Source organism: Micromonospora sp. RL09-050-HVF-A (assembly GCF_019374995.1).
GTDB classification, from domain to species: Bacteria; Actinomycetota; Actinomycetes; order Mycobacteriales; family Micromonosporaceae; genus Micromonospora; species Micromonospora antibiotica.
In genome coordinates this window covers 545,998-568,719 of sequence record NZ_JAGKQP010000002.1, presented here as the reverse complement: position 1 = coordinate 568,719, position 22,722 = coordinate 545,998, and the positions used below count along the sequence as shown (strand labels likewise).

Below are 22,722 nucleotides of genomic sequence, written 5' to 3'. Positions count from 1 at the left end.
CGGGATGCTCCACGGGGGCGAGGAGGGTGGCCGGGCTCATCGGGTGAAACGCAGCCAGCGGACGTTGACGAACTCCTCGGGTTGCCCACTGGCGAAGGTCAGGTAGACGTCGTGCACACCGGTCACCGGGGCGAGGTTGCCCGGCACGGTGACCCAGCTCTGCCAACCGCCGGTGCCGGCCACCGCGATGCTGCCCACCGGTGGCAGGCCCGGGGCGTCGAGGCGTACCTCGATCAGGCCCGACACCCCCTGCGGGGCGCCGGAGGCCACCCGCAGCTGGAACTGCGTCGCCGGCTCGCGGCCGAAGTCGACCCCCCGGTAGCCGGCCCAGTCGCCGTGGGCGAGGAACCCCAGGTGCTCGCCGCCCTCGCTGGACGGTTCCGTCCGGACGCCCTGCTGCCGGTCGAAGCCCGCCGCCGCGATCTCCTGGCCCACGCCCCGCTGCCCGGCGACGACGACCGGGGCCGGCTCGACGACCACCGGTGCCCGCTCGACGACCACCGGCCCGCCGGCCTGCTGTGGCGGGGCCTCCCCCGGACCGGCGCCGAACGGGGTCAGGGTGACCGTCACCTCGTGCGCCGCGGTGTCCTGGATGTACGACGCGTCGTCGGCCACGTCGTCGAAGGGGAAACCGTACGCCCGGCCGTCGGCGCTGTGCCGGTGCAGCACCCGGGCGTAGTGGTTGGTCACCGGGTGCTGGTAGTAGGCGTCCCGGTTGGTGGTCGGCTGGTCGGGCTGGTCGAGCACCGACCGGTTCAACCCGGCCCCGATGATCGCCGCCACCGGCCCGTAGTGCCCGTCGTTGGGCGCGGCGAGCGCCCCGTCGCAGTGGAACACGTTCAACGTCGAGGGCCGGTCGAACGACCGCGCCCCGTCGTCGAAGGTCAACCGCCCGTCGACCACCCGCCCCCGGTAGCTGCCCAACGGACCTCTGACGCGCAGCTCGGAGCGGCTGTAGCGGTCCCAGGTCTCGGCGATGTAGCCGTCGAAGTATCCCGGGTCGAAGCGGCCCGTCTCGATGCCCTTGCCGGGGGCGATGACGCGCAGTCCGTCGCCGACCACCAGCCGCTCGAACCCAGGCTGGCGGGCCAGCTCGGCGAAGATCGCGTCCCGGCCGCCGTCGACCAGCTTGCCGGTGGCCTGCTCCACGTCGCCGTGCAACCGGATCGACATCGGGATGCTGAACATGTCCACCATGGTGGTGTTGCAGAACATCCCGCTCGCGTTGTACGTGAACTCGCAGCAGTCGTGCAGCACCCCGAAGCTCGGGTCGTCCGCCACCCAGCCGACCGGGTACTGCAACGCCGGCCGCCCGTTGCCGTCGGTGACGACCGTGAACCTCAGGTGACCGTCGATGGCGAAGTAGATCCGACCCGACATCATCGGCAGGACGAACCGGGTCACACCGGAGCCGGCCAGCGGCACACCGATGTCGGCGACGCCGTCCGGTCCGTTGTGCGCCGGGTCGGCCGGCGTGAAGATCCCGCTCTCCCGGACGTAGCCCATCGCGCCGGTCTCCGCGTGGGTGCCGACGACGTACATCCGGATCGCCGAGTTGGCGAACCGGCCTGTGCTGTTCACCACGTTCAACGGCAGGCCGCCCGAGGCCCGCGCCCGGGAGATCAACGGGGCCGCCACCAGCGGCACACCGACCACGGCGGCACCCGCGAGTCCCATCCCGAGTATCCTGCGGCGAGTCAGCATCACAGCTCCGATCGACGACGGCCATCGCCGCCGGCACCCGGTGTGACATCGGCCGGGCCCGGCGGTAGCCACGTTGACGGCCCGGTACCCCCCTCGGTTCAATGTCGACCGGACCAAAATCATCCGATCCGATCCGAGCCCGGTGAACCAAGGACATCGCGCGTCCGTCACCACAGCGATGCCGTCACGCCGGAAGGGACACCTCCCCGTGAAATCCGATCACCCCTCCTTACGCTCCCGACTGGGGTCGATCCCCCGTCGGACCGTTGCCGGCCTGGTCGCCGGCCTGGCCGTACTGTCCACGGTGGTGGCCGCTGTCGGCTGGGGCGCGGCCTCGGCCCGGGACGACGACCTGACCGGTCGACCCGTCTCCACGGAACACCTGACGACCATCCAGGCCGCCGCCCGGTCCTGCCCGACGCTCACCCCGGCCCGGCTGGCCGGTCAGCTGATGGCCGAATCAGGGTTGGACGGCCGGGCCACCCGGACCGCCTCCGGTGGTCAGGGCATCGCCGGTCTCGACGCCGCCGCGTGGAAGTCGTGGGCACCGTGGCCCGGTGCGGAACGCTCCGATCCCGCCGCCAACATCCTCGCCCTGGCGCACCTCATGTGTGACCTCAACGGGCAGGTCCGGCTGGCGAACGTGCCCGGTGAGGCCTGGCGGCTGTCCCTGGCCGCGTTCCACACCGGCCTCGACGAGGTACGTGACGCCAAGGGGGTGCCCGCCGACGCCGTCGAGTACGTCGACCAGGCCAGCGGGTACGCCGCCTACTACGGCAAGCTGACCGCGTTCGGCGGTTCCGGTCAGCCCCGCCCGTCGAGCGGTGTCCAGCAGCCCAAGGCGGTGCCCGGCGGTTACACCGCGCTCGTGGTCCGGGCCGGCTCGGTCTGCCCGGAGGTCACGCCCCCGCTGGTCGCCGCGCAGCTGATGGCGTTGTCCGGCTTCGACGTCAACCTGCTCGGCCCCGAGGGTCAGCGGGGCGTCGCGCAGTTCCGCCCCGAGGTCTGGCAGGCGTACGGCCCGACCGACACCTCGGCCTGGGACCCGCAGGCGGCGATCCCGGCGGCCGGTGCCGCCCTGTGCGGGCTGCACCGGGAACTGTCGGGGCTGGAGGGCGACCCGTCGCTGTTGGCGCTGGCCGCGTACCGCAACGGTCCCGCCGCCGTCCGGCAGTCCGGCGGGGACCTCGACGCCGGGACGCAGGCGTTCCTGCGGACCGTACGGGAACACACCGACTACTACGCCCTCGACAGCCGGCTCCGGGCGGCGGCGTCGCCGTCGCCCAGTCCGTCGCCCACGCCGAGCCCGACGCCGTCGCCCACCCCGAGCGGCAGCCCGGCCGCCCCGACGACGCCCCCGCGAGCCCGCCGGGCAAGAAGCCCACGCCGGCACCGACCCGGCCGGCCGGCACGAAGCAACTGGTGGGCAAGGAGACCGGGCTGTGCGTCACCGCCGGCACCAGCGACGGGGTACGCGCCGTGCTGAGCAAGTGTCGGGAGGAGAAGTCGCAGTGGTGGGACTTCCGATCCGACGGCACCGTCCGGGCCAACGGACTCTGCCTCGACGTGGCCTGGGGTGAGAAGAAGGACGGCACCCCCGTGCAGGTCGCCGTGTGCAGCGGCAATCCGGCCCAGAAGTGGGAGTGGACCGAGTACAACGGCCGCACGTCCCTGCTCAACCGGGAGACCGACCGGTGCCTGGACGTCGACGGCCACGGGGTGGGCGCCCCGATGATGTCCTGGGTCTGCGTGTTCAACCCCAAGCAGACCTTCACCCGGCGCTGACCGGCCCCCACACGACCGGATGCCCGGTGGCCCACCCGAGGGGGTCGGCCACCGGGCATCCGGCTACCGGCGGTGCCCGCCCGACCGGGACACCCGGCCGTCCGACGTCGGACCGGACCCGGGGTCGGCTCAGCCGGCGAACCGGCGGCGACGCAGGCGCAGCCCGAAGACCACGCCGGCACCGCAGAGCAACGCGATGCCGAGGATGACGGCCAGCGCCGCGCCGGTGCTGCCCTGCTGCTGGCTGGCCACCTGGTTGCGGTCGTCCACCGCCACCGACACCGAGGCAGCCGGGTTGATCATGCCGGAGCCGTACTTGGCGTCGGGGGCCGTGCCGATCGCGTCGGCGGTGCCGCGGATCCGCTCCTTGACCTGCGCGGCGGTCAGGTCGGGCTGGGCCGCCCGGATCAGCGCCGCCTGCCCGGCCACGAACGCCACGGCGAACTCGGTGCCGGTGTTGCTGACCGCCCGGCCGCCGCCGACGCCGAGGCTCGCCACGTCCACCCCGGGCGCGACCACCTCGACCGCGCCCGCCACGTACTGCTCGGCGAGCTGGTCACCGGCCCCGACCCCGCCGGTGAACAGCAGCGCCCCACCTCCGGACCGGCCGGCCGGGGACGGCGGCGTCACCGCCTTGGTCGGCGCACCGGCCACCAGCAGGACGTCGTGGTCGAGGGCGGTGGCCACGGAGGACGCCACCGCCGGGTCACCGAGGTCGACGTGCGAGCCGACCGCGACGACCGAAGCACCGGCGCTGACCGCCACCTCGATGGCGTTCGCCGCGTCGGCCGGCCGGGCGGCACCCGACCCGCGTACCACCCGCACGGGCAGGATGGTGGCGTCCGGGGCGATGCCGACCGGGCTGCCGTCGACACTGCTGTCACCGGCGATGATGCCCGCCATCGCGGTGCCGCTGCCCAGGCAGTCGGTGTCCCCACGCCCGTTGCCGACCGTGACGTCCGCGCCGACCGCGACCCGGCCGCTGAGCTGCTGCACGCTCGCGTCGACACCGCTGTCGACCACCGCCACCTTGACCCCGTTGCCCCGGGTCAGGGTCCAGGCGCTGTCGGCGGCCATCCGCAGCTGCGCCCAGTCCGAACGGCTGCTCGACCCGGTCGTGGCGGTGCACTTCGGGCCGGTACCCCCGGGGCGGGGGCTGGCGCCCGTGCGGCTCGGGCTCGGCGTCGGGGCGGGGTCGGGCTGGCGGCGCCGGGTGTGGGACCGGCCGTGCCGGCGGGCCGGGCACTCGGGGTGGGCCGCTTCCCCGCCGGGAGCTGGCCGTACGTCACCCCCTCACCGGCCGCGTCCCACGGCAGCACCAACTGCCAGCCGGCCTTCAACCGCCCCGGGTCGGTCAACCGGGACCCGTCCGGCTGCACCCGTCCCGTGTTCAGGTGGTAGATCTCCGCGGACCGCTCACCGCTGCCGAGGAACCGCCGTGCGATCGCCGTCAGGCTCTCCGGCTGGCCCTGGTACTGCGCCGCGACCACGTAGAACTTCACGTAGGGCTGCGGATCGTTGGTGGCCTTCGCCACAGCCGGCCCGGTCAGCGCCATGAGCACGCAGCCAGCCGTCGCCACCGCGAGCAGGCGGGCAAGGATCGAGCGCTTCGCCAGCACTGGGTGTCCCCCTTCAGTCACCATGGCCGAGCGTCACCGGCCTTCACCGTCTATTGCGGATCAGCGGCGAGTTCGTTCAAATCAATCTGAACCAGATTTCCATGATCCTCGTCATGAGGTCTGCCGAGAGTACCGGCCGACGATGACGGGAAGATCTCCTCGGGCCGTCCCCCCGATGGGAGCGGATGACCGGTAGGCAGCCGACGGTCCACCGCCGACGGTGGCGACGACGACCGAGGAGACCGGGCCGTCAGGCCCGGTGGAGACGAAGGTGGGGCGGCGGTGAACGGGCTTGGGCGTACGGCAGGGCCGACGGGCGGCAACGGCTTCGACCGGGTGCCGGCAACCCGTCGCTTCGACCCCCGCCGACACCGCCGCATCGCCGGGCTGTTCGACCTGTGGTTGGCACCCGGGCCGGGCGGACGGCTGGTGGTGCCCACCGACCCCGGTCGACCGCTCGACGCCCGGGCCGTGGCCACCCTGGTCCGGCACGGCGCGGACGCGGCACAGGACGTGCGGATCCTCGCCGACGACGGAGCCCGGCACGTCGAACTGTTCACCGAGGTGGCCGGCCTGCTCGGCCACGACGTGCTGGTCAGCCCGGACGGGTCCGACATCCGGCACGCCACGGACCGCACGACCGGCCCGGCAACCCGGTCGACCAGCGACGGCGGGCCGCTGGACGCGGTGCCGCTGGACCGGGTGACCCGCCAGCCGATGGACTGGCTCGTGCTCCAACCACCGGATCTCGCCACCTCGCTGCCCGGCTGGTTCGCGGTGGACGACGGTCTGGTCCGCCCCCGTACCGGGGTGGTGGGCCTGCCGCTGCCGGACGGTCTCGCCCTTGCCACCCGGGCCGACTTCGTCACCAGACGGGCCACCGCGCACCGGCTGGGCGCGTCGACCGGGGTGGTCACCGTGGCCGTCACGGCCCGGTCCGGGGGTTTCCTGGTCGGCAACTACAGCGGCACCCAGGACGTGCACAGCGGCGGGCAGCTCGCCGCGGTCCTCGGCGACCTCCCGCTCTACGGCGCGGACCTGCGGCTCTGGCTGACCTGGCCGTCCGACGCCGACGAACAGGCCCGGCTCGTCACCCAGGTCGTCGAGCTGGCCGAGACGACCGGTGCCACCGTCTGGACCCCACCCCCCGGTGGTCGGGCCGAGCTGATCGACGACCGCCGTGACCTGCGCTCCTTCGACCCGGCCGGCGCGATCGCCGCCTGGCAGGCCCACCGGCCGAGGTACGCCGACGGGCCAGCCACCCTCGACGCGACCCCCGAAGGGCTGCTGGTGTCCCGGCTGGACCGGCAGCGGATCGTGGTGGCGTCGGCCACCGGCGGGACCGTCGACACCACCCCGGTGTCCGACCGTCCCCCGGCGGACCGGACCGGCGAACCCGACGGCGTCGACACCGGGAGCCCGACGGCGGACCGTCCCGCGCCCTCGACCCCGCCACCGCACCCGCCCCGACACCGGCCGGCACCACCGTCGGGTCCGCGGCGGAGCAGCCGGCCGTGGCCCTGCCCCGCCCCGCACTCGTCACCGACAACCGCCGGGCCGCGGACTACGGTCCACCCTGGTTGCGGCGGGGCCAGCAGGTCAACGCCGAGGCGTTCGAGGCGTTCGTCCTCGCCGAGGGTGATCCGGCCCGCGCCGTCACCGACGGTGTGCCGAGCGTCGAGTTGTTCCTGGCCGCCTTCCTCGATCCCCGGTCGGCCCCGGCCGGCAGCGACCTGCTGCGGGTCCGGATCGGACCCGGCGGTGCCGTCGCCATGGCGGTGCTGCGTACCCACGTCCCGGCGCGGTTCAAGTACGTCCTGGGCAGCCCCGACACCTACCTGCTGCCGGCCGCCCGGCTGGACCGGGTCCGGCTGGTGGGCGGGTTCCGGTCCGACGGCCACGGCCGGCTGCTGCCCACCGTGGACGCCGACGGCGAACCACTGCGGATCCGGCCCGCGCCCACCAGCCGCTCGGTCGCCGGGCTACCCCACGACGTCCGCCGCTGGCCCGGATTCGGCACCCGGACGGCGTACGCCCTGCTGCCGGCCAGGTCACGGGGGCTGCCCCGGGGCTGGTTGCCGTTGCACCAACAGCGGCCCGTGGCCCGCCCGGGCCGGTTGCTGGTGGAGGTCCGGGTGCCGGCGGGCCGCACCGTCGACGTCGACGCCACCCACACCGCGCTGACCGGGTTGCCCCTGGCCCGGACCAGGGTCGCGCGGCTGCACCACGCGGGGGTGGCGCTGGTCCTCGGCAGCCGGTCGTACGACCGGATCGTGGTGCAGCGCGCCTACCGTGCGCAGGGCGGCGGGTGGCAACGGATCGGGGATCTCACCCCCGGCCCGCTGCCGTCCGTCGTCGCCGACCTTCAGTCCGCCGTACCGGCCCGGGTGGTCGACCCGCCGCCGGTCGACGCCACCTGAACCGACCACCGGCCGGCCGGCACCGGCCCGATCACCACAGGTACGCACCGTCCCCCGCTCTCCGTGGCGAGTCGACGCGCCCCGGCCAGTTCCGCACCCGCCAGACCGGGCGTGAACACCACGTACGGCGGGGCGGGGTCCACGTCGGGAGCGGGGGCCGCCGGTAACCCGGGCAGCGGACGGCAGCCCTCCGGGGCCTGCGCACCGAGCACCCCACCCACCGTGGCCACCCCGATCCCGGCGGACCGTAGCCGGCGGGCGAAGAGGGCGGCGGTGTCTCGGCAGTCGTCGGTCCCGCCGACGAGGGTGAGCACGTCGGGTGCCCGGCCCAGGTCGACGTGCAGCCGCCAGGGTCCCCGGTGCCCCAGCACCAGCGGCAGGGTCGCCGGCGGCGCGGCCTCGTCCGGGCCGAGCCAGGCGTAGGGGGGCGCACCCCGGCCCGCCGCCACCCCGACCAACCGGACCTGGATCGGCCCGAGTTCGGTTTCCAGCTCGGTGCTGAGGTAGGGGACCTCGTTGCCGCCCGGCACCGTCGGCCGGGGCAGCTCGGGTACGGCAGGCGGGGCGACCGGCGTGCCGGTGACCGGACGGGCCGGGGCCGGCGCACCCGACGGCTCCGGAAGCCCTGATGGCTCCGACGCACCCGACGCACCCGACGGCCCCGACGGCCCCGACGGCTCGACCGTCGCCAGGTCCACCGGGGTCGGCCGGGGCGGTGCCGACTGCGGTGACCGGGGCGGCCAGACCGGCTTCGCCGGGAGCGCCGGAACCGGGAGTGCCGGTGCGGCGGGGGGTGTGGCCCCTTCGGGCTCCGCAGCGCCGGTGCCGGGCGCACGCTGCACTGTCGGCTCCGATGGCACCGGCGGAGCCGTGGCCGGTGACGCCGGGATTGGGAGCCGCGGGGGCGACGTCCGGGCCGGTGACGTCGGTGATGCCGGGGCCGGTGACGCCGAAGCCGGTGACGTCGGTGATGCCGGGGCCGGTGACGTCGGTGATGCCGGGATCGGTGGCTGGATCGGCAGCGACGGTGTCGGTGACGCGGTGGCCGGTGACGGTGCCGGGACCGCCAGGGTCGGTGGGGACGCTGGTGACGGTGCCGCCGGGGCCGGAGCCGGGGATGACGGTGCCGGTGGGAGCGGTGACGGCTGGGGGGCGGGGGCGGCTGGGGGGCGAAGGACGGTGCCGGCGGGAGCGGCCCGGCGACCGGGGATGGCGTGGCCAGCCGGGTGACGGGCGGCGGTGGGATCGGCCGGGTGACCGGCGGTGGCAGCGGCGGGGTCGGTCGGGGCGCCACGGCCACCGGAGCCGGCCGGGGCGCTGCGGCCACCGGAGCCGCTCGGGGTGCCGTACCCGGGGCCGGTCCACTGGTCGGAGGCGGTGGTGGGATGTCCACGTCGCCGACCGCCGGGCCGGCGGTGAGTTCGGCGGGGGTCGGGGTGTGGTGCCGCTGCGGCGGCCACGGCCCGTCGTCCTCCAGCACCACCCGGCGGTTCCCACCCCGCCGCAGCAGCATCACCGCCACCGCCGCGAAGAAGACCGCCAGCAGCCCGGCGGTACCCCGGATCAGCAGCGGGCTCAGCGGGCCGGCCGCCACCGGGCCATCGGGGGGTCGGGCGACCGCCCGGGTGCCCGCCTGCGCCGGGGTGGTGGCGGGCCGGGGCGCAGCGGACGTCGTCGTCCGGGGGTCGGGCTGGGACGCACCGGGGTCGAGGGCGGGGCGCTCGGACCCGGTGGCCGTGGGGCGGGCGGGCCGAGCTGCGGCAGTCGTCCGATCCGTACCCCCTGGCCCTTCGCGTCCCGGGGCAACACGAGCTGCCAGCCGGGGCGCAGGACCACACCGTCGGTGAACGTCTCGCCGTCCGGTTGGGCCCGCCCCGCGTTCAGCTCGACGATCTCCCGGAACCGGTTACCGTTGCCGAGGGTACGCAGCGCGATGGCGTAGAGGTACTCCCGCTGACCGTCGACGGGTGGCCCGACCACGTAGTACCGGCCGGTCTCGGCGGGCACCGCACGTACCGGCCCCGCCGCAACGACCAGCACGATCCCGACCAGCAGCACCGTGACAAAGGCTCGCCGCATCCCCACCATTGCTCTCCACACCCTCGGTCCCACCGACATCCTCCCGTCCCGGTCCCCTTCTACGAACCGGGGTGCCGACGGTTCAACCGGAGGGCGATCGGCCTGCGCGCCGGGACGGACGGGCCGCCGGACCATCCCACTTCCACCGGTGGTACGCCGCCCGGGCGGACGTGGTCCGGGGGCCGTGCCAGGATGTGGCGGTGTCGTATCCCCCTCAGCCGTCGTACCCGGCCGCGCCCGGCGGCGTCACGCCGATGATCGCCTACCCCCACCCGATCCCGCCGCCCCCGGGGCACGCGGTGCTGACCGTCTCGGTCAACCGGGGGCCGTACCTGGTGCCCGCCCCCTCCACGAGCCGGTTCAAGGTCGACGGCCGGTTGGTGGCGATCCCGGGCGAGGGCACCTGGTACGTGGCCGTCCCGGCCGGGCCGCACGACGTCCGCTACACCGACTTCATGGGCATCCCCGTCATCACCACCGCGCTGGTCACCCAGCCGGGGGTGGTGTACCCGTTGTCGTTCCGCTTCGGCGGCTGGCGCAACCGGGTCCACGACGGGCAGGGCACCGACGTGACGAAGTTCGGCATGTGGTCGAACTACAGCATCCTGCTCGTCACGCTGGCCGTGCTGGGGGTGCTCTGCTGCGGTGGCTTCGGCCTCGTCGCGGCGTTCTCCACGTCGCCCTGACCGTCGCGCCGGCCGGGGCGAGTACGGGGTCGCAGCCCGTACCGGGGTCAGCGCAGCCGGCGCGCGACGAACCTGGTCGGCGGGTCGGCGATGGCGTCCTGGGCCGCGACCAGCTGGATCTCCCGGGTGCCCGCCGCGAGGGTGCGCTCCAGCACGGTGAAGACCGAGGCGATGGTCCGTTCCAGGGCGATCGCCGGTGAGCCCGTGGTGCGCAGGTGGGCCAGGTAGAGCGCGGCGGTGACGTCGCCGCCGCCGTTGGGGCTGATCGGCAGCAGGGGCGTGGTCACCGCCCAGGCACCCTCGTCCGAGACCGCCACCACCTCCAGCAAGCCGGCCGGCACGTCGTCGTGCAGCACGCTGGTGACCAGGACGTCGCGGGGGCCGGTGGCGCGGACCACGTCGACGGCGTCCAGCACGGCGGTCAGCGAGGTGGTCGTCCGGCCGGCGAGGAAGTCCAACTCGAAGTGGTTCGGGGTGATGATGTCGGCCCGCGGGACCACCACGTCGCGCAGGTACTCCGGGATGCCCGGCCGGACGAACATCCCGCGGCCGGTGTCGCCCATCACCGGGTCGCAGCAGTACACCGCGTCCGGGTTGGCGGCCCGGACCCGGTCGGCCGCGTCGAGGATCACCGCACCCATCGCCGGGTCGCCCTGGTAGCCCGACAGCACCGCGTCGGCGGTGCCGAGCACCCCACGGTCGGCGATGCCCTCGATCACCTCCGCCACGTCGGCCGGGGCCAGCAGCGGCCCGCGCCACGCACCGTAGCCGGTGTGGTTGGAGAAGTGCACGGTGAGCACCGGCCAGACCTCGTGCCCGAGGCGCTGGAGGGGGAACACGGCCGCCGAGTTGCCGACGTGACCGTAGGCGACCGAGGACTGGATGGACAGGATCTTCACCGGCCCATCATGGCCGCTGCCACCGACACCCCGGGTACGGGCCCTCCGATTCGTCCCGGCCGGGCCCACCGGTTCACCCCCGCCGGGCTGCCGGCCCCCGCCGGACGGCCCGGCCGGCTGACGCCTGTGGGCCCGGCGGCCGGGACCACCCGCCGGGTCGGCAATCCGGGGACCGGTCGCCGGGGCCGGCGCTCAGCCCAGGTCTAGGGTGTACTGCGCGGTGTGCACCTGCCCGTCGACCTGGAAGTCGAAGAACGCGCGGTACCGCCCGGTGCTCGGGGCGGTCAGCCAGAACCGGACCGTCCCGTCCACCAGCTCCGGCTCGGGGTGGACGTGCACGTAGCCCAGGTCACCCTCCCGCACCACGACCAGGTGCCCGTACGCCCCCAGGTAGCGCTCCAGCCGGGACGGCTCGACCCCGTCGGGCCGGAAGGACAGCGGCACCGTCACGCCCACTGTCGGCGTACCGGTCATCGTCACCGTGAACGGGCCGGCCGTCGACTGCTGCGCGGCGGGCGGCAGCGGGGCCGGAGTGTGCGCGCCGGGCACCTGGTGGTCGACGCCCAGCACCAGCGGCACCGTTTTGCCGTCGACGCCGGTCACCGAGAAGTCGGCGTAGATGCGGTAGCCGCCGGGCCGGGCCAGCGTCAGCGGGACCGTCCAGGTGCCGTCCGCCGCCATGGTGGGATGCAGGTGCTGGTAGCCACTCAGGTCGCGACCCACCACGACCAGGTGCAGTTGCTTGTCGTGGACGACCGCGAAGCGGGTCGCCGGCTGACCGTCGGCACCGACGATCCGGAACCGGTAGTCCGTGCGTACCCCCGCTGGTTGGGTCCTGGCCTGCGGCTGCACGGTGTAGCCGCCGGAGTTCACCGACAACCCGGTCACCTGCGCCTGTGTCGCGCCGTCACCGGGATGGGTGTGCGCGCCGGTGCCGGGTCCGTGCTGGTGCCCGTCCCCCGCCGACAGCGCCGCCCCGGTGACCGGCGGCGCTGTCGCGCTGCGGTCGGCGGGCCGGGTGCCGGAGCCGAGCCGGCCGAGCCCGAACCCGGCCAGCAGGGCGACCACCAGCCCCCGACGAGCAGCGCGAGGCCGGTGTTGCCCAGCCGGGTGCCCCGTTCCGCTGCCGGCCCGGCCACGGCGGGTCCCTCCTCGGCCGTGGTGGGTACCGCCTCGGTGGCGGGCGCGACCGTGCTGGCTGCGGCTCCCCTGGTGCTTGCTGCCGCCTTGACGCCTGATGCCGCCTTGGCGGCGGGGGCGGCCTTGGCGGGTACCACCTCGGTGGCGGGGGGTGCCGGCACCGGCTCGGCGGCCCCGCGCGCGGGGCAGCGGGACGGTTCGCCCCCCGGCGACCGCGCGCCGTCGTCGACCGGGTCGGGCGGGCCCCGGCGGCGGACCGGGCGACCGACCCCCGGCTGCGGGGCCGGCCACCGGCGCGGCCGGCGGCCCGGGCAGCCGGGACCGGGCGACGCCGCCAGGCTGCGAAGCCGACCGCCGCCACGACCAGCACCGCACCGCCGGCCCAGGCCAGCCACCCGAGGTCGTTCCCGTCGCTGCCGGGGGTGGCGGCGGCCGGCGGGGCCGCGGCGGTGGCGGCCGTCGAGGGGGCCGGTGGGACCGCGGAGGCCGGCCCGCCCGGAGCTGCGCCGCCGGTGTGGCCGGAGGTGGCGTGCTGCTCGGCGGCGGCCACCAACGCCGGGTCCGGCTGGTCGACCGGTGGCCGCCAGCCCTGCGGGGCGGCCGTCGCCCGCCCGGTGTACCGGAAACTCATGGTGCCCCGCACCGGCTCGCCGTCCGAGGCCACCGACAGGTAGCTCACCGCGTACTGCCCCGCCGCCGGCAGGTGGGCCAGGGTCACCACCGCCGGGAAACCCGTGCTGTACTCCTTCGGCTCGAACTTGCCGTCGACCAGCAGGTACTCGCGGACCGGCTTGTCCAGGGGCCGGGGTGAGCCCTGCCGCCAGCCGTTGTCGACCCGACCACCCCCGGGGCCGGTGACGGTGAAGTAGGCGTTGGCGGCGACCTGCTCGGTGAAGTACAGCTCCACCTCCGTCAGCGCCTCGGTCACCGTGGCGTCGGCCGCCGGGGTGGACATCGCCAGCGTGCCGTGTGCCTGGGCCGGCCGGGCGGTGGGGAGCAGGACGACCGCCGAGGCGAGCACGAACGCGAGGAGGCCCGCGAGGGCACGCCCGGTGGGCCCGGTGGCTGGAGGGGGACAGCGCATCGGATCATCCTCACGAAGAGTGGACTTCGATCAATAGTTCACCAACTTTTTACGCAGATGGCAAAAGTTTTGGCCAGGACGCCCCGATCCCGACCCCGGATGATCAAAACTCGCCGCGGCGACGGCACCGCCCGACGCAGGACCGCGCCACCGGGTAAGGACGAGGTGATCCGTTGCCGGCTTCCGTCCGTACCAGTGGGCGAGGGTGACGCCGGGTGTGCCGTACGCTCACCCGAGACCTACTACACCCCGTCGTTACGGTTGGCGGGCGTGCGCGACCGGACACGGAGGTAGCAGGTGAGCGACGACGACGCGGAGGTCACCGCGTGGGCGCTGGCCGCGGGTCGGGGTGACCGGGAGGCAGCAGCCCGGTTCATCCGGGCCACCCAGCAGCACGTACGACGGTTCGTCGCCCACCTGATCAGTCCGGCCGAGGCCGACGACCTCACCCAGGAGACGTACCTGCGGGCGATGCGGTCGCTGCCGTCGTTCGCCGCCCGGTCGTCGGCCCGGACCTGGCTGCTCGGCATCGCCCGGCGCACCGCCGTCGACCACGTACGGGCCGCCACGTCGCGCCCGCGCACCGTGCCGTTGTCCGAGTGGCACGACACCCCGGACACTCGGGGCAGCGGCTTCGACGGCGAGGTGGTCCTCAACGACCTGCTGTTGGCCCTGCCCGCCGACCGTCGGGAGGCGTTCGTCGCCACCCAGGTCCTCGGCCTGTCCTACGCCGAGGCGGCCGAGGTGTGCGGCTGTCCGGTCGGCACCATCCGGTCCCGGGTCGCCCGGGCCCGGGAGGATCTCGTCGTGCTGGTCGAGGGCAACCCCCGCTCGATCCGCCGCCGGCCCGGAAGCGCCGCCGGCTGACCGCTGACCTGGGTCGCGACCACGGTCCACGGGAACCAACGGGCACCCCGGTCCGACTACCGGTACATGGGGTGTGAGCAGTGGCGTGAGATCCTGTCGGCGCAGCTGGACGGCGAGGAGACCCCCGCCGAGCGGATCGCGGTCGACGCCCACCTGGACGGGTGCACGGGCTGCCGGGACTGGTGTGACCAGGCCGCGACGGTGACCAGACGGTCCCGACTGGCCCTCTCCGCCCCCGCCCCCGTCCGGCGGCGTCAGGCGGTGCCCGGCCCCGATCTCACCGACGCCGTCCTGGCCGCGCTCCCCGCACCCCGCCGGCTCCGCGACCGGCTCGTGTTCGCCCTGCGCACCGGGCTGGCCCTCATCGGCGCACTGCAACTGGTGCTGGGACTGGCCCAGGTCGGGCGGGGCCCGGCTGCCGGTCACGCCCACGGCGCGCTCGACACGCTGACCTCCGGGCACCTGTGGCACGAGTCCGCCGCCTGGAACATCGCCGTCGGCGCGGGTTTCCTGTTCGTCGCGGCCCGGCGCACCCCGACCAGCGGGCTCCTGCCGACCCTGAGCGCCTTCGTCGGGGCCCTGGTGCTGCTCTCGGCCAACGACCTGGTCACCGGGCGGGTGGAACCGCCCCGGCTGGTCAGTCACGGTTTCCTGCTCACCGGTTACCTGATCGTGGTCGCCCTGTCCCGACCCCGACTGCGACCCGACGGGCCGGCGGGCCGCGACCAGCGCGACCGTCCCGCGTGGCGGCTGGCCGCGCACGACGTACCGACCGCCACGCCGCCCCTGCGCCTGGTGCCGCCGCACGTCGGTTCGGCGCGGATCCGCGACCGGTCGGCGGCCTGACCGACCACGAAACGTCGATGCCGACCGGCCGGAACTTCCAGGGCCCGGTGACCGACCAACGGGACAGAGCACCAGCACAACGGAGGAAGAACCCATGCGCCCCACCCGTCCACTCGGCTCGTATCGACGCCCGTCGGTCGTCCTCGCCACCACCGCCGCAGCGCTGCTGGCGCTCGGCACCGCCGGCTGCGGCCCGGCCGATCCGGCCGCAGCTCCGCAGTCGAGCGCCTCGGCCCCGGCGAGCGCGGTCACGGGGGTGGTCGACATTCGCGACCCGTGGGTGAAGGCGGCCGACAAGGGCATGACGGCGGCCTTCGCGACCCTGGTCAACAGCGGCGACGCCGACGTGACGCTCACCGGTGCCACGACGTCGGTGTCGCCGATGGAGCTGCACGAGATGACCATGAAGGACGGAAAGATGGTCATGCGACAGAAGGAGGGCGGCATCGTGATCAAGGCGAAGGGCACCCATGTCCTGGAGCCCGGCGGTGATCACCTGATGCTGATGGACCTGCGTCAGCCGGTGCGGGCCGGTGACGCCCTCACCGTGACCCTCACCTTCGGCGATGGTCGGACCCAGCAGTTCACCGCCGTGGCGAAGCCGTTCACCGGCGCGCAGGAGAGCTACGCCCCCGGCCACGGCGCTCCCATGCCGAGCATGAGCGGGCAGCCGACGACGAGTCCGGCGTCGTGACCACGACCCCGCCCGCCCGGGCGGTGAGCCGGCGGGGTCTGCTCGCCGGTGGGGCGTTGGCTGCGGGTGGCGCGGTGGCCGGCGCGGCGGTGGTCGCCGCCGCTACCGGTGACCAGGCCGGTGGCCCGCCTGCGACGGCTGCGCCGAGCCCGGTGGCGGCCGTCGGTGCGCTGGTCGAGCCGTTCCACGGTCCCCGGCAGGCCGGGGTCACCACCGAGCCACAGGCGCACGGTGCCTTCGTCGCGTTCACCCTGCGACCGGGCACCGACCGGGCGGCGCTGGGCCGGTTGCTGCGGCTGCTCAGCGACGACGCCGCCCGGCTCACCCAGGGCCGGCCGGCGCTGGCCGACACCGAGGCGGAACTCGGGTTGCTGCCCGCCCGGCTCACCGTGACCTTCGGTTTCGGCCCCGGCCTCTACCGGGCCGCAGGCGTCGACGACCGCCGGCCGCCGTCCGTGGTGGACCTGCCGGCGTTCCGTGTCGACCGGCTCCAGCCGGCCTGGTCCGGTGGGGACCTACTGGTGCAGATCTGCGCCGACGACGCGGTCACCGTCGCCCACGCCCAACGGGTACTGATCAAGGACAGCCGGCCCTTCGCCACCGTCCGTTGGGTGCAGCAGGGCTTCCGGCGCAGCCCCGGCGTCGAGCCGGCCGGCCACACCCAACGCAACCTGTTCGGTCAGCTCGACGGCACCGCCAACCCTCGCCCCGGCCCACCGTCGGACACCGCCGTGTGGGTGCCCGACGGCCCGGCCTGGCTCAAGGACAGCACCACCCTCGTGGTCCGCAGGATCAGCATGAACCTGGAGACCTGGGACCTGCTCGGCCGCACCGACCGGGAACTCGCCATCGGCCGCCGCCTCGACACCGGCGCCCCGCTCACCGGCACCGCCGAACACGACGAACCCAACTTCGCCGCCACCGGCGACGACGGCCTCACCGTCATCCCGGACTTCTCCCACCTCACCCGGGCACACGTCACCGACGACCGGCTGAAGATCCTGCGCCGGCCCTACAACTACGACGGCACACCCACCCCGCAGGGGCACGCCGACAGTGGACTGATCTTCGCCGCCTACCAGGCCGACATCACCACCCAGTTCCTGCCGATCCAACGACGACTCGCCGACCGGGACCTGCTCAACGAATGGACCACCCCGATCGGCTCCGCCGTGTTCGCCGTCCCGCCCGGCTGCCCACCCGACGGCTGGATCGGTCAGCAGGTGCTCGGATGAGCCGGCCCGGTAGAGCGTCATGATCACCTCGACCTGCCGGCTCGCCGCCGCGCTGCTGGCCGCCGCGCTGGCGCTCCTCGTCGCCGCAACGCCGGCCTGGGCACACAACAGCCTCACCTCGGCCTCACCGGCTCGGGAGGCGACCCTGTCCCGCGCGCCCACCGAGATCACGCTCGAGTTCCTGGCCCGGCTGGACCCGGCCTTCACCACCATCGTGCTCACCGACGGGACGAAACGACGCGTCCCCACCGGCGATCCGGTGGTCGACGGGACGAAGAGCACCGTCCAGGTGACGGACACCCTGCCCAACGGGACGTACACCGTCGCGTACCGGGTGGTGTCCGCCGACGGGCACCCGGTGCAGGGGTCGTACCCGTTCACCGTGGCCGACCCCGCCGCGCCGACCGTCGCCCCCAGCACCGCGTCGGCCCCCCGGCCGCCGCCACCGCCGCGGCCCCGGCCGGGGACGACGACGGCGGCCGGGGCACGGTCCTGGGCGTGGCCGGCGGCGCGGTGGCCGCGCTGGCGGTGGCGGCGGGCGCGCTCCGGTGGCGACGCCGGTCGGCACGCCGCTGAGGGCGGGCCGGCGCGACGCCGGCACCACGAACGCGGGCTGATCCGCCCGTAGGCACGGGACGACCATCGGGTACCTCCCGACGATCTCGATCGGATGAGTATGTCTGTCACTGAGTTGCCCGGCCCGTCGAGGCCGGAACCCGCCCCACCCGCCGACCCGCCCGTCCGGTCCACCCGGGGTGGTTCCCCGTTCGGCGCGTTGCTGCTGCGGTTGCACTTCTACGCGGGTGTGCTGGTCGCGCCGTTCCTGGTGGTCGCCGCGCTGACCGGGTTGGCGTACACGGTCGCGCCGCAGGTGGACGGGGTGCTCTACGGCGACCGGATGACGGTGGCCGAGGTGGGTGAGCGGCCACTACCGGTGGCCGACCAGGTCGGGGCGGCCCGCAACGCCCACCCCGAAGGCGGTGTCGCCTCGGTGCAGCCGGGAACGGGTGACCAGGCCACGAGGGTGGTGTTCGCGGCCCCGGAGTACGGGGAGAAGCAGCACACCGTGTACGTCGACCCGTACACGGCACGGGTGCAGGGGCAGCTGACCACCTGGTTCGGGTCCACCCCGGCCACCACCTGGCTGGACGACCTGCACCGCAACCTGCACCTCGGGGAGGTCGGCCGGCACTACTCGGAGCTGGCCGCGAGTTGGCTGTGGATCATCGCGCTGGGAGGGGTCGTGCTGTGGTGGCGACGCCGCCGGGCCTCCCGGGCCACCGTGCGGCACCTGCTCGTGCCGGACCTGTCCGCCGCCCGGGGGGTCCGCCGGACCCGGGGCTGGCATGCCACCCTCGGGGTCTGGCTCACCGTCGGCCTGTTGTTCCTCTCGGCGACCGGGTTGACCTGGTCCCGGTACGCCGGAGCGAACTTCGGCGCCGGCCTCGACTCCCTCGACGCCCGCGCCCCGCTGCTGTCCACCGCCCTCACCGCGACGCCGAGCGACCCGGCCGATGCCGACGGCGGTGGTCACCACGGTGCGTCCGGGGCGGGCGGGGTGGTCGAGTCGGCCGCCTTCGACCGGGTGCTGACCGCCGCCCGGACGGCCGGGCTGGTCGGCCCGGTCGAGATCGCCCCGGCTGCGGAGCCGGGCTCAGCCTGGACGGTCACCCAGGTCGACAACACCTGGCCGGTCGCGAAGGACCGGGTCGCCGTCGACCCCGCCACGACCACGGTCACCGCCCGCAGCGACTTCGCCGACTGGCCGCTGCTGGCCAAGCTCAGTGGTCTCGGCATCCAGGCCCACATGGGCGTGCTCTTCGGCCCGGTCAACCAACTCCTGCTCGCCGCGCTGGCTCTCGGGCTGCTCTGCGTCATCGTGTGGGGCTACCGCATGTGGTGGCAACGGCGACCCACCCGCACCGACCGGCGCGCGCTCGTCGGCACCCCACCGGCCCGGGGCGGCGTGCGGGCCGTACCGCGGTGGGTCCTGCTCGTCGGCGTGCCGTCGACGGTGGCGATCGGCTGGGCGCTGCCCCTGTTCGGGCTCACCCTCCTGGCCTTCCTCACCATCGACGTCGTCCTGGGCGCGACCTCGCGACGGCGTCGGCGCACCACCACCCCCACGTCACCCGCACCCGCCGGTCGATGACCGGTCCCGGCCGGTTGTCGCGCGACGGCCGGCCGGGACCGTCGACCCGTCAAAGGCGTCGGGCTTCCGCCCGGGGTGGCTCACATTCGTCAGGGTGACGATTGACCAGTCGGGGGTCGCGCCGTTACGGTCGACCTACTATCTGCGGCGTCGCGAGGTAAGCCGGTGAGATTCCGGCGCGGTCGCGCCACTGTGAGCGGTCCCGTCGTCGACGGTGCCACGAGCCAGGACGCTCGGTCGTCCGCAGCCTTGCGATGGGGACGCGTCATCCCCGGGAAGGTTCGTGTCCCATGTCGAGTTCCACTCCCACCCAGTCGCTGGTGCAACCCGTCGGGTCCGCCCGCGTGTGGGGGACGGCCCTGGTCGTCGTCGGCGTACTCCTCCTGCTCACCTACCTGGTCGCCTTCGATCAGGGCGCGATCTCGCGCAGCGGCATGTACCTGCACGAACTCATGCACGACGGGCGGCACCTGCTCGGTGTCCCGTGCCACTGACCACACCCCACAGTCCACCCACGTTCGCGACCGTCCTGCTCCGCGGTCTACTCGCCGGTCTCGTCGCCGGCCTGCTCGCGGGGGCGTTCGGCTATCTCGTCGGTGAGCCGCGCATCGAGGCGGCCATCGCGATCGAGGAGTCGGCCACCCACACCGGGCCGGTGGCCGACGACCACCACGCGGACGACCTGGTCGGTCGGGGCGGGCAGCGGGCCGGCCTGTTCCTGGCCACCGGGCTGTTCGGGACCGCGATGGGCGGCCTGTTGGCGACGGCGTACGTGCTGCTGCGCCGTCGCCTGCGCAGCACGGACGACGGCCGGTCGGTGCTGCTGCTCGCCGGTGGCACCCTGGTCGGCGCGGTGCTCGTGCCGTTCGGGAAGTACCCGGCCAATCCACCGGCGGTCGGTGATCCCGACACCATCGACCAGCGCACCGTCGCCTACCTGGCGCTGGTGGTCCTCGGCCTGGTGGCGGTCTGGGCGGGCACCCTCGGCTACCGGTCGGTGCGCGCCGACGCGCCGGTCTGGCAACGGTTCGGGGCGGGCGTCGGCGGATTCCTCCTGGTCGCCGTCGTCGGCTATGTGGTCCTGCCGTCGTTCCAGGAGGTTCCGGACGACTTCCCGGCGACCCTGCTGTGGAACTTCCGGTTGGCCTCGCTCGGCACCCAGGTGGTGCTCTGGACCGCGATCGGCCTGCTGTTCAGCGCCCTGATGAGTCGGGGCGGCGGACGGCCGAAGAGCGAGCGGCACGCAGGCGACCGCCCCGGTGAGCCGGCAATCGGTCAGGGCACACCGGCTCACCCGTGAGCACGACCAGCCTGCGGCTGGTCGCCCACGCGCACACCGCCGCCCTGCGGCAGGCGGTGTTCGGCGCGGGTGACGACGACCTGGACGAGGGCGGCCGGCAGGCCGCTCTCGCCCTCGTCGGCCCTGACCGGCGCACCCCTCTGGGCAGGGTGGACGTCTGTCTGACCAGCCCGGCGGCGGCAGCGGCGCAGACCGCGTACGCCCTCGGGTTGCACCCCACCGTCGAGGCCGCGTTGGCGGACTGCGACTACGCCGCCTGGGCCGGGCGGAGCCTGGCGGACGTGGGGGCGCGGGAGCCCGAGGCGTTGCGGCAGTGGTGGGAGCACCCCGGGGCGGCACCGCACGGCGGGGAGTCCCTCGCCGCACTGCGCGACCGGGTCGGGGGCTGGCTCGACGGTCGGCTCGCCCCGGGTGTCCGGATCGCCGCGGTGACCCATCCGATGGTGGTCCGGGTGGCGATCGTGCACGCGTTGCGACTTCCGATGGCCGTGTTGCCCCGACTGGACGTCGCCCCGCTGGCGGTGGTACGGCTCAGCCGGCACGGCTCCCGGTGGCAGCTCCAGTTCACCGCGCCGCGGGTCGGACCAGGTTCGCAGCGCCGGCCGCAAGGGTGATCATCCGGGCCGCCGACCGCCGCCGAATCCCGGTGGCAGTCCCGGCCGGTGGTTGCGAGACTGCCACCCGTGCGAGAGCCCGACCGTTTCCGCGCCGCCGTCGGCACCTGGGCGGCCGGCGGCGCGGACGCGGCGGCGGCGGCGGTGACCGCCCGCCGCCTGGCCGGTGACGTGGTGGCCACGGTCGTGCTCGTCGAGGGGGTCAGTGACCGGAGCGCGGTCGAGGCGTTGGCCGTGCGGCGTGGCCGCGACCTGGCCGACGAGGGCGTCTGCGTGCTGTCGATCGGGGGCGCGATGAGCGCCGGCCGGTTCCTGCGGCTGCTCGGCCCGCCGGGTCTCGGCCTGGCCGTCCGGGGTCTCTGCGACGAGGCCGAGGAGGGCTGGTTCCGGCGCGCTCTGGAGCAGGTCGGCCTCGGCGTCGACCTGAACCGCCCCGCGATGGAGGCGCTCGGCTTCCCGGTGTGCGTCGCCGACCTGGAGGACGAGCTGATCCGCGCGCTGGGTCCCGCCGGTGTCGAGGACGTCCTGGACACCGAGGGCGACCTGCCCAGATTCCGGGTCTTCCAGAACCAGCCCGCCCAGCGCGGTCGGTCCGTGCAGCGGCAGCTACGCCGGTTCCTGGGCACCACCAGCGGCCGTAAGGCGAGGTACGCCGCCGCACTGGTGCACGCCCTCGATCTGGAGCACGTCCCCCGGCCGTTGGACCGGCTGCTCCCCGGCGGCAGGTAGGGTCGCCAAGGTGACGGGTGACCTCCTGCTGCTCGCGGTCGACGACCCGCTGGCGGTCACGGCGAGCGGGGCGATCCGCAGCGGCGACCTCACCACGCTGCGCCGGCTGCTCACCGCACATCCGGGGCTGGCCACCGCGCACCTCGTCGACCACGTCGGTGGGGCCTCCGGTGCGACGTCCCGCACGCTGCTGCACGTCGTCACCGACTGGCCGGGCCGGTTTCCGCACGGGGCGGCCACCGTGGCCGCCCTGGTCGCCGCCGGCAGCGACGTCGACGCCCGGTTCGTCGGACCGCACCGGGAGACCCCGCTGCACTGGGCGGCCAGCTGCGACGACGTGGACGTCGTCGACGCACTGCTGGACGCGGGTGCCGACATCGAGGCTGCCGGGGGCGTGATCGCCGGCGGCACGCCGCTCGCCGACGCGCGGGCCTTCGCCCAGTGGCGGGCGGCCTACCGGCTCGTCGTCCGGGGGGCCCGCACCACCCTCACCGACGCGGCCACCCTCGGCCTGCTCGACCGGGTGGAGCGGGCCTGCACCGACGTCGTCCCGCCGTCGGCGGACGAGATCGACGTGGCGTTCTGGGGCGCCTGCCACGGCGGCCGGCAGTCCTGCGCCGGGTACCTGTGGGAGCGGGGCGCCCAGCTCAACTGGGTGGCACCGTGGGAGCACCGTACCGCCCTGGACGCGGCCGTCCGGCGCGGTGCCACCGAGCTGGTCGTCTGGTTGCGGGCCCGGGGGGCCGTCACCGCCGCCGAGCTGGATCGGCGCACGCCCGGCTCAACCCGCTAGCCGGAACGCCGGCCGGGTCGCCGCGCGGACCACCGGCCGGACGGGCACCACGCGACGATGGTGGCGCGGTGTGCCA

The 22,722-nt window shown here is 74.8% G+C and carries 23 protein-coding genes and 1 riboswitch; of the genes, 15 read left to right on the top strand and 8 right to left on the bottom strand.

Translation table 11 applies throughout. The features are described 5' to 3' along the window. Positions 1–36: 36 nt before the first annotated feature. Complete coding sequence (locus tag J7462_RS31745) at positions 37–1,677, bottom strand: beta-1,3-glucanase family protein (RefSeq protein ID WP_255597557.1); 1,641 nt, start codon at positions 1,675–1,677, stop codon at positions 37–39. 334 nt (positions 1,678–2,011) lie between these two features. Here J7462_RS31745 and J7462_RS02785 point away from each other — a divergent pair, with 334 nt between their 5' ends. Both J7462_RS02785 and J7462_RS31740 read left to right on the top strand, forming a co-directional pair. Beyond that, entirely contained in the window at positions 2,012–3,190 is a 1,179-nt protein-coding gene (locus J7462_RS02785; protein ID WP_255597556.1) for a hypothetical protein, read from the top strand. After that, positions 3,127–3,489 (top strand): RICIN domain-containing protein, encoded by a 363-nt coding sequence (locus J7462_RS31740; protein ID WP_308290711.1) that lies wholly within the window; start codon positions 3,127–3,129, stop codon positions 3,487–3,489. The genes J7462_RS02785 and J7462_RS31740 overlap by 64 nt, the downstream gene beginning before the upstream one ends. Positions 3,490–3,618: 129 nt before the next feature. Here the strand turns inward: J7462_RS31740 and J7462_RS31735 are convergent, their stop codons facing one another. Both J7462_RS31735 and J7462_RS02775 read right to left on the bottom strand, forming a co-directional pair. Beyond that, complete coding sequence (locus tag J7462_RS31735) at positions 3,619–4,566, bottom strand: S8 family serine peptidase (protein WP_255597555.1); 948 nt, start codon at positions 4,564–4,566, stop codon at positions 3,619–3,621. 653 nt (positions 4,567–5,219) lie between these two features. After that, entirely contained in the window at positions 5,220–6,341 is a 1,122-nt protein-coding gene (locus J7462_RS02775) for a hypothetical protein (protein ID WP_219461360.1), read from the bottom strand. 281 nt (positions 6,342–6,622) lie between these two features. Here J7462_RS02775 and J7462_RS02770 point away from each other — a divergent pair, with 281 nt between their 5' ends. After that, positions 6,623–7,528 carry a hypothetical protein gene (locus J7462_RS02770; protein WP_219461357.1) on the top strand — a complete coding sequence of 302 codons (906 nt, stop codon included), beginning with the start codon at positions 6,623–6,625 and terminating at the stop codon, positions 7,526–7,528. Here the strand turns inward: J7462_RS02770 and J7462_RS02765 are convergent. After that, positions 7,474–8,226, bottom strand: coding sequence for a hypothetical protein (locus J7462_RS02765; RefSeq protein ID WP_219461353.1), 753 nt, complete (start codon positions 8,224–8,226; stop codon positions 7,474–7,476). The genes J7462_RS02770 and J7462_RS02765 overlap by 55 nt on opposite strands. A gap of 877 nt (positions 8,227–9,103) precedes the next feature. Next, the gene (locus J7462_RS02760; protein WP_219461349.1) at positions 9,104–9,607 is read right to left on the bottom strand and encodes a hypothetical protein; all 504 of its coding nucleotides are present in this window, start codon (positions 9,605–9,607) and stop codon (positions 9,104–9,106) included. Between the two features lie 200 nt (positions 9,608–9,807). Here J7462_RS02760 and J7462_RS02755 point away from each other — a divergent pair, with 200 nt between their 5' ends. After that, entirely contained in the window at positions 9,808–10,293 is a 486-nt protein-coding gene (locus tag J7462_RS02755) for a hypothetical protein (RefSeq protein ID WP_208566208.1), read from the top strand. Between the two features lie 47 nt (positions 10,294–10,340). Here J7462_RS02755 and pdxY read toward each other — a convergent pair whose 3' ends face one another. The 3 genes from pdxY to J7462_RS02740 form a co-directional block, all read right to left on the bottom strand. After that, on the bottom strand, positions 10,341–11,192 hold the full coding sequence (pdxY, locus tag J7462_RS02750; RefSeq protein ID WP_219461347.1) for a pyridoxal kinase PdxY: 852 nt from the start codon (positions 11,190–11,192) through the stop codon (positions 10,341–10,343). Positions 11,193–11,384: 192 nt separating this feature from the next. Next, the gene (locus J7462_RS02745; RefSeq protein WP_219461344.1) at positions 11,385–12,080 is read right to left on the bottom strand and encodes a hypothetical protein; all 696 of its coding nucleotides are present in this window, start codon (positions 12,078–12,080) and stop codon (positions 11,385–11,387) included. A gap of 19 nt (positions 12,081–12,099) precedes the next feature. Continuing rightward, positions 12,100–13,416, bottom strand: coding sequence for a copper resistance CopC family protein (locus J7462_RS02740; RefSeq protein ID WP_219461340.1), 1,317 nt, complete (start codon positions 13,414–13,416; stop codon positions 12,100–12,102). A 297-nt stretch (positions 13,417–13,713) separates the two neighbouring features. On the opposite strand from J7462_RS02740, the gene J7462_RS02735 reads away from it, so the two are divergent. The 11 genes from J7462_RS02735 (at position 13,714) to J7462_RS02685 (ending at position 22,646) form a co-directional block, all read left to right on the top strand. Beyond that, complete coding sequence (locus J7462_RS02735) at positions 13,714–14,283, top strand: sigma-70 family RNA polymerase sigma factor (protein ID WP_208566211.1); 570 nt, start codon at positions 13,714–13,716, stop codon at positions 14,281–14,283. Positions 14,284–14,349: 66 nt separating this feature from the next. Continuing rightward, complete coding sequence (locus J7462_RS02730; RefSeq protein ID WP_219461336.1) at positions 14,350–15,129, top strand: zf-HC2 domain-containing protein; 780 nt, start codon at positions 14,350–14,352, stop codon at positions 15,127–15,129. A 94-nt stretch (positions 15,130–15,223) separates the two neighbouring features. Beyond that, entirely contained in the window at positions 15,224–15,823 is a 600-nt protein-coding gene (locus tag J7462_RS02725) for a copper chaperone PCu(A)C (RefSeq protein WP_219461333.1), read from the top strand. Positions 15,824–15,846: 23 nt separating this feature from the next. Continuing rightward, positions 15,847–17,058, top strand: a complete 1,212-nt coding sequence (locus J7462_RS02720; RefSeq protein ID WP_219469933.1) for a Dyp-type peroxidase — start codon at positions 15,847–15,849, stop codon at positions 17,056–17,058. Between the two features lie 19 nt (positions 17,059–17,077). Further along, entirely contained in the window at positions 17,078–17,686 is a 609-nt protein-coding gene (locus tag J7462_RS02715; protein WP_374197499.1) for a copper resistance protein CopC, read from the top strand. 48 nt (positions 17,687–17,734) lie between these two features. Next, on the top strand, positions 17,735–19,210 hold the full coding sequence (locus J7462_RS02710) for a PepSY domain-containing protein (protein WP_219461331.1): 1,476 nt from the start codon (positions 17,735–17,737) through the stop codon (positions 19,208–19,210). A gap of 161 nt (positions 19,211–19,371) precedes the next feature. Beyond that, a riboswitch (cobalamin riboswitch) is annotated at positions 19,372–19,440 on the top strand. Between the two features lie 60 nt (positions 19,441–19,500). Further along, a complete protein-coding gene (locus J7462_RS02705) occupies positions 19,501–19,704 on the top strand; it encodes a CbtB-domain containing protein (RefSeq protein WP_208566216.1) in 204 nt (67 codons plus the stop codon). Continuing rightward, entirely contained in the window at positions 19,695–20,510 is an 816-nt protein-coding gene (locus J7462_RS02700) for a CbtA family protein (protein WP_219461329.1), read from the top strand. The genes J7462_RS02705 and J7462_RS02700 overlap by 10 nt, the downstream gene beginning before the upstream one ends. Further along, positions 20,507–21,124, top strand: coding sequence for a histidine phosphatase family protein (locus J7462_RS02695; protein ID WP_219461327.1), 618 nt, complete (start codon positions 20,507–20,509; stop codon positions 21,122–21,124). Before J7462_RS02700 ends, J7462_RS02695 begins: the two co-directional genes overlap by 4 nt. 69 nt (positions 21,125–21,193) lie before the next feature. After that, a complete protein-coding gene (locus J7462_RS02690; protein ID WP_308290708.1) occupies positions 21,194–21,853 on the top strand; it encodes a TOPRIM nucleotidyl transferase/hydrolase domain-containing protein in 660 nt (219 codons plus the stop codon). 10 nt (positions 21,854–21,863) lie between these two features. Beyond that, a complete protein-coding gene (locus tag J7462_RS02685; RefSeq protein WP_219461318.1) occupies positions 21,864–22,646 on the top strand; it encodes an ankyrin repeat domain-containing protein in 783 nt (260 codons plus the stop codon). Positions 22,647–22,722: the final 76 nt, after the last annotated feature.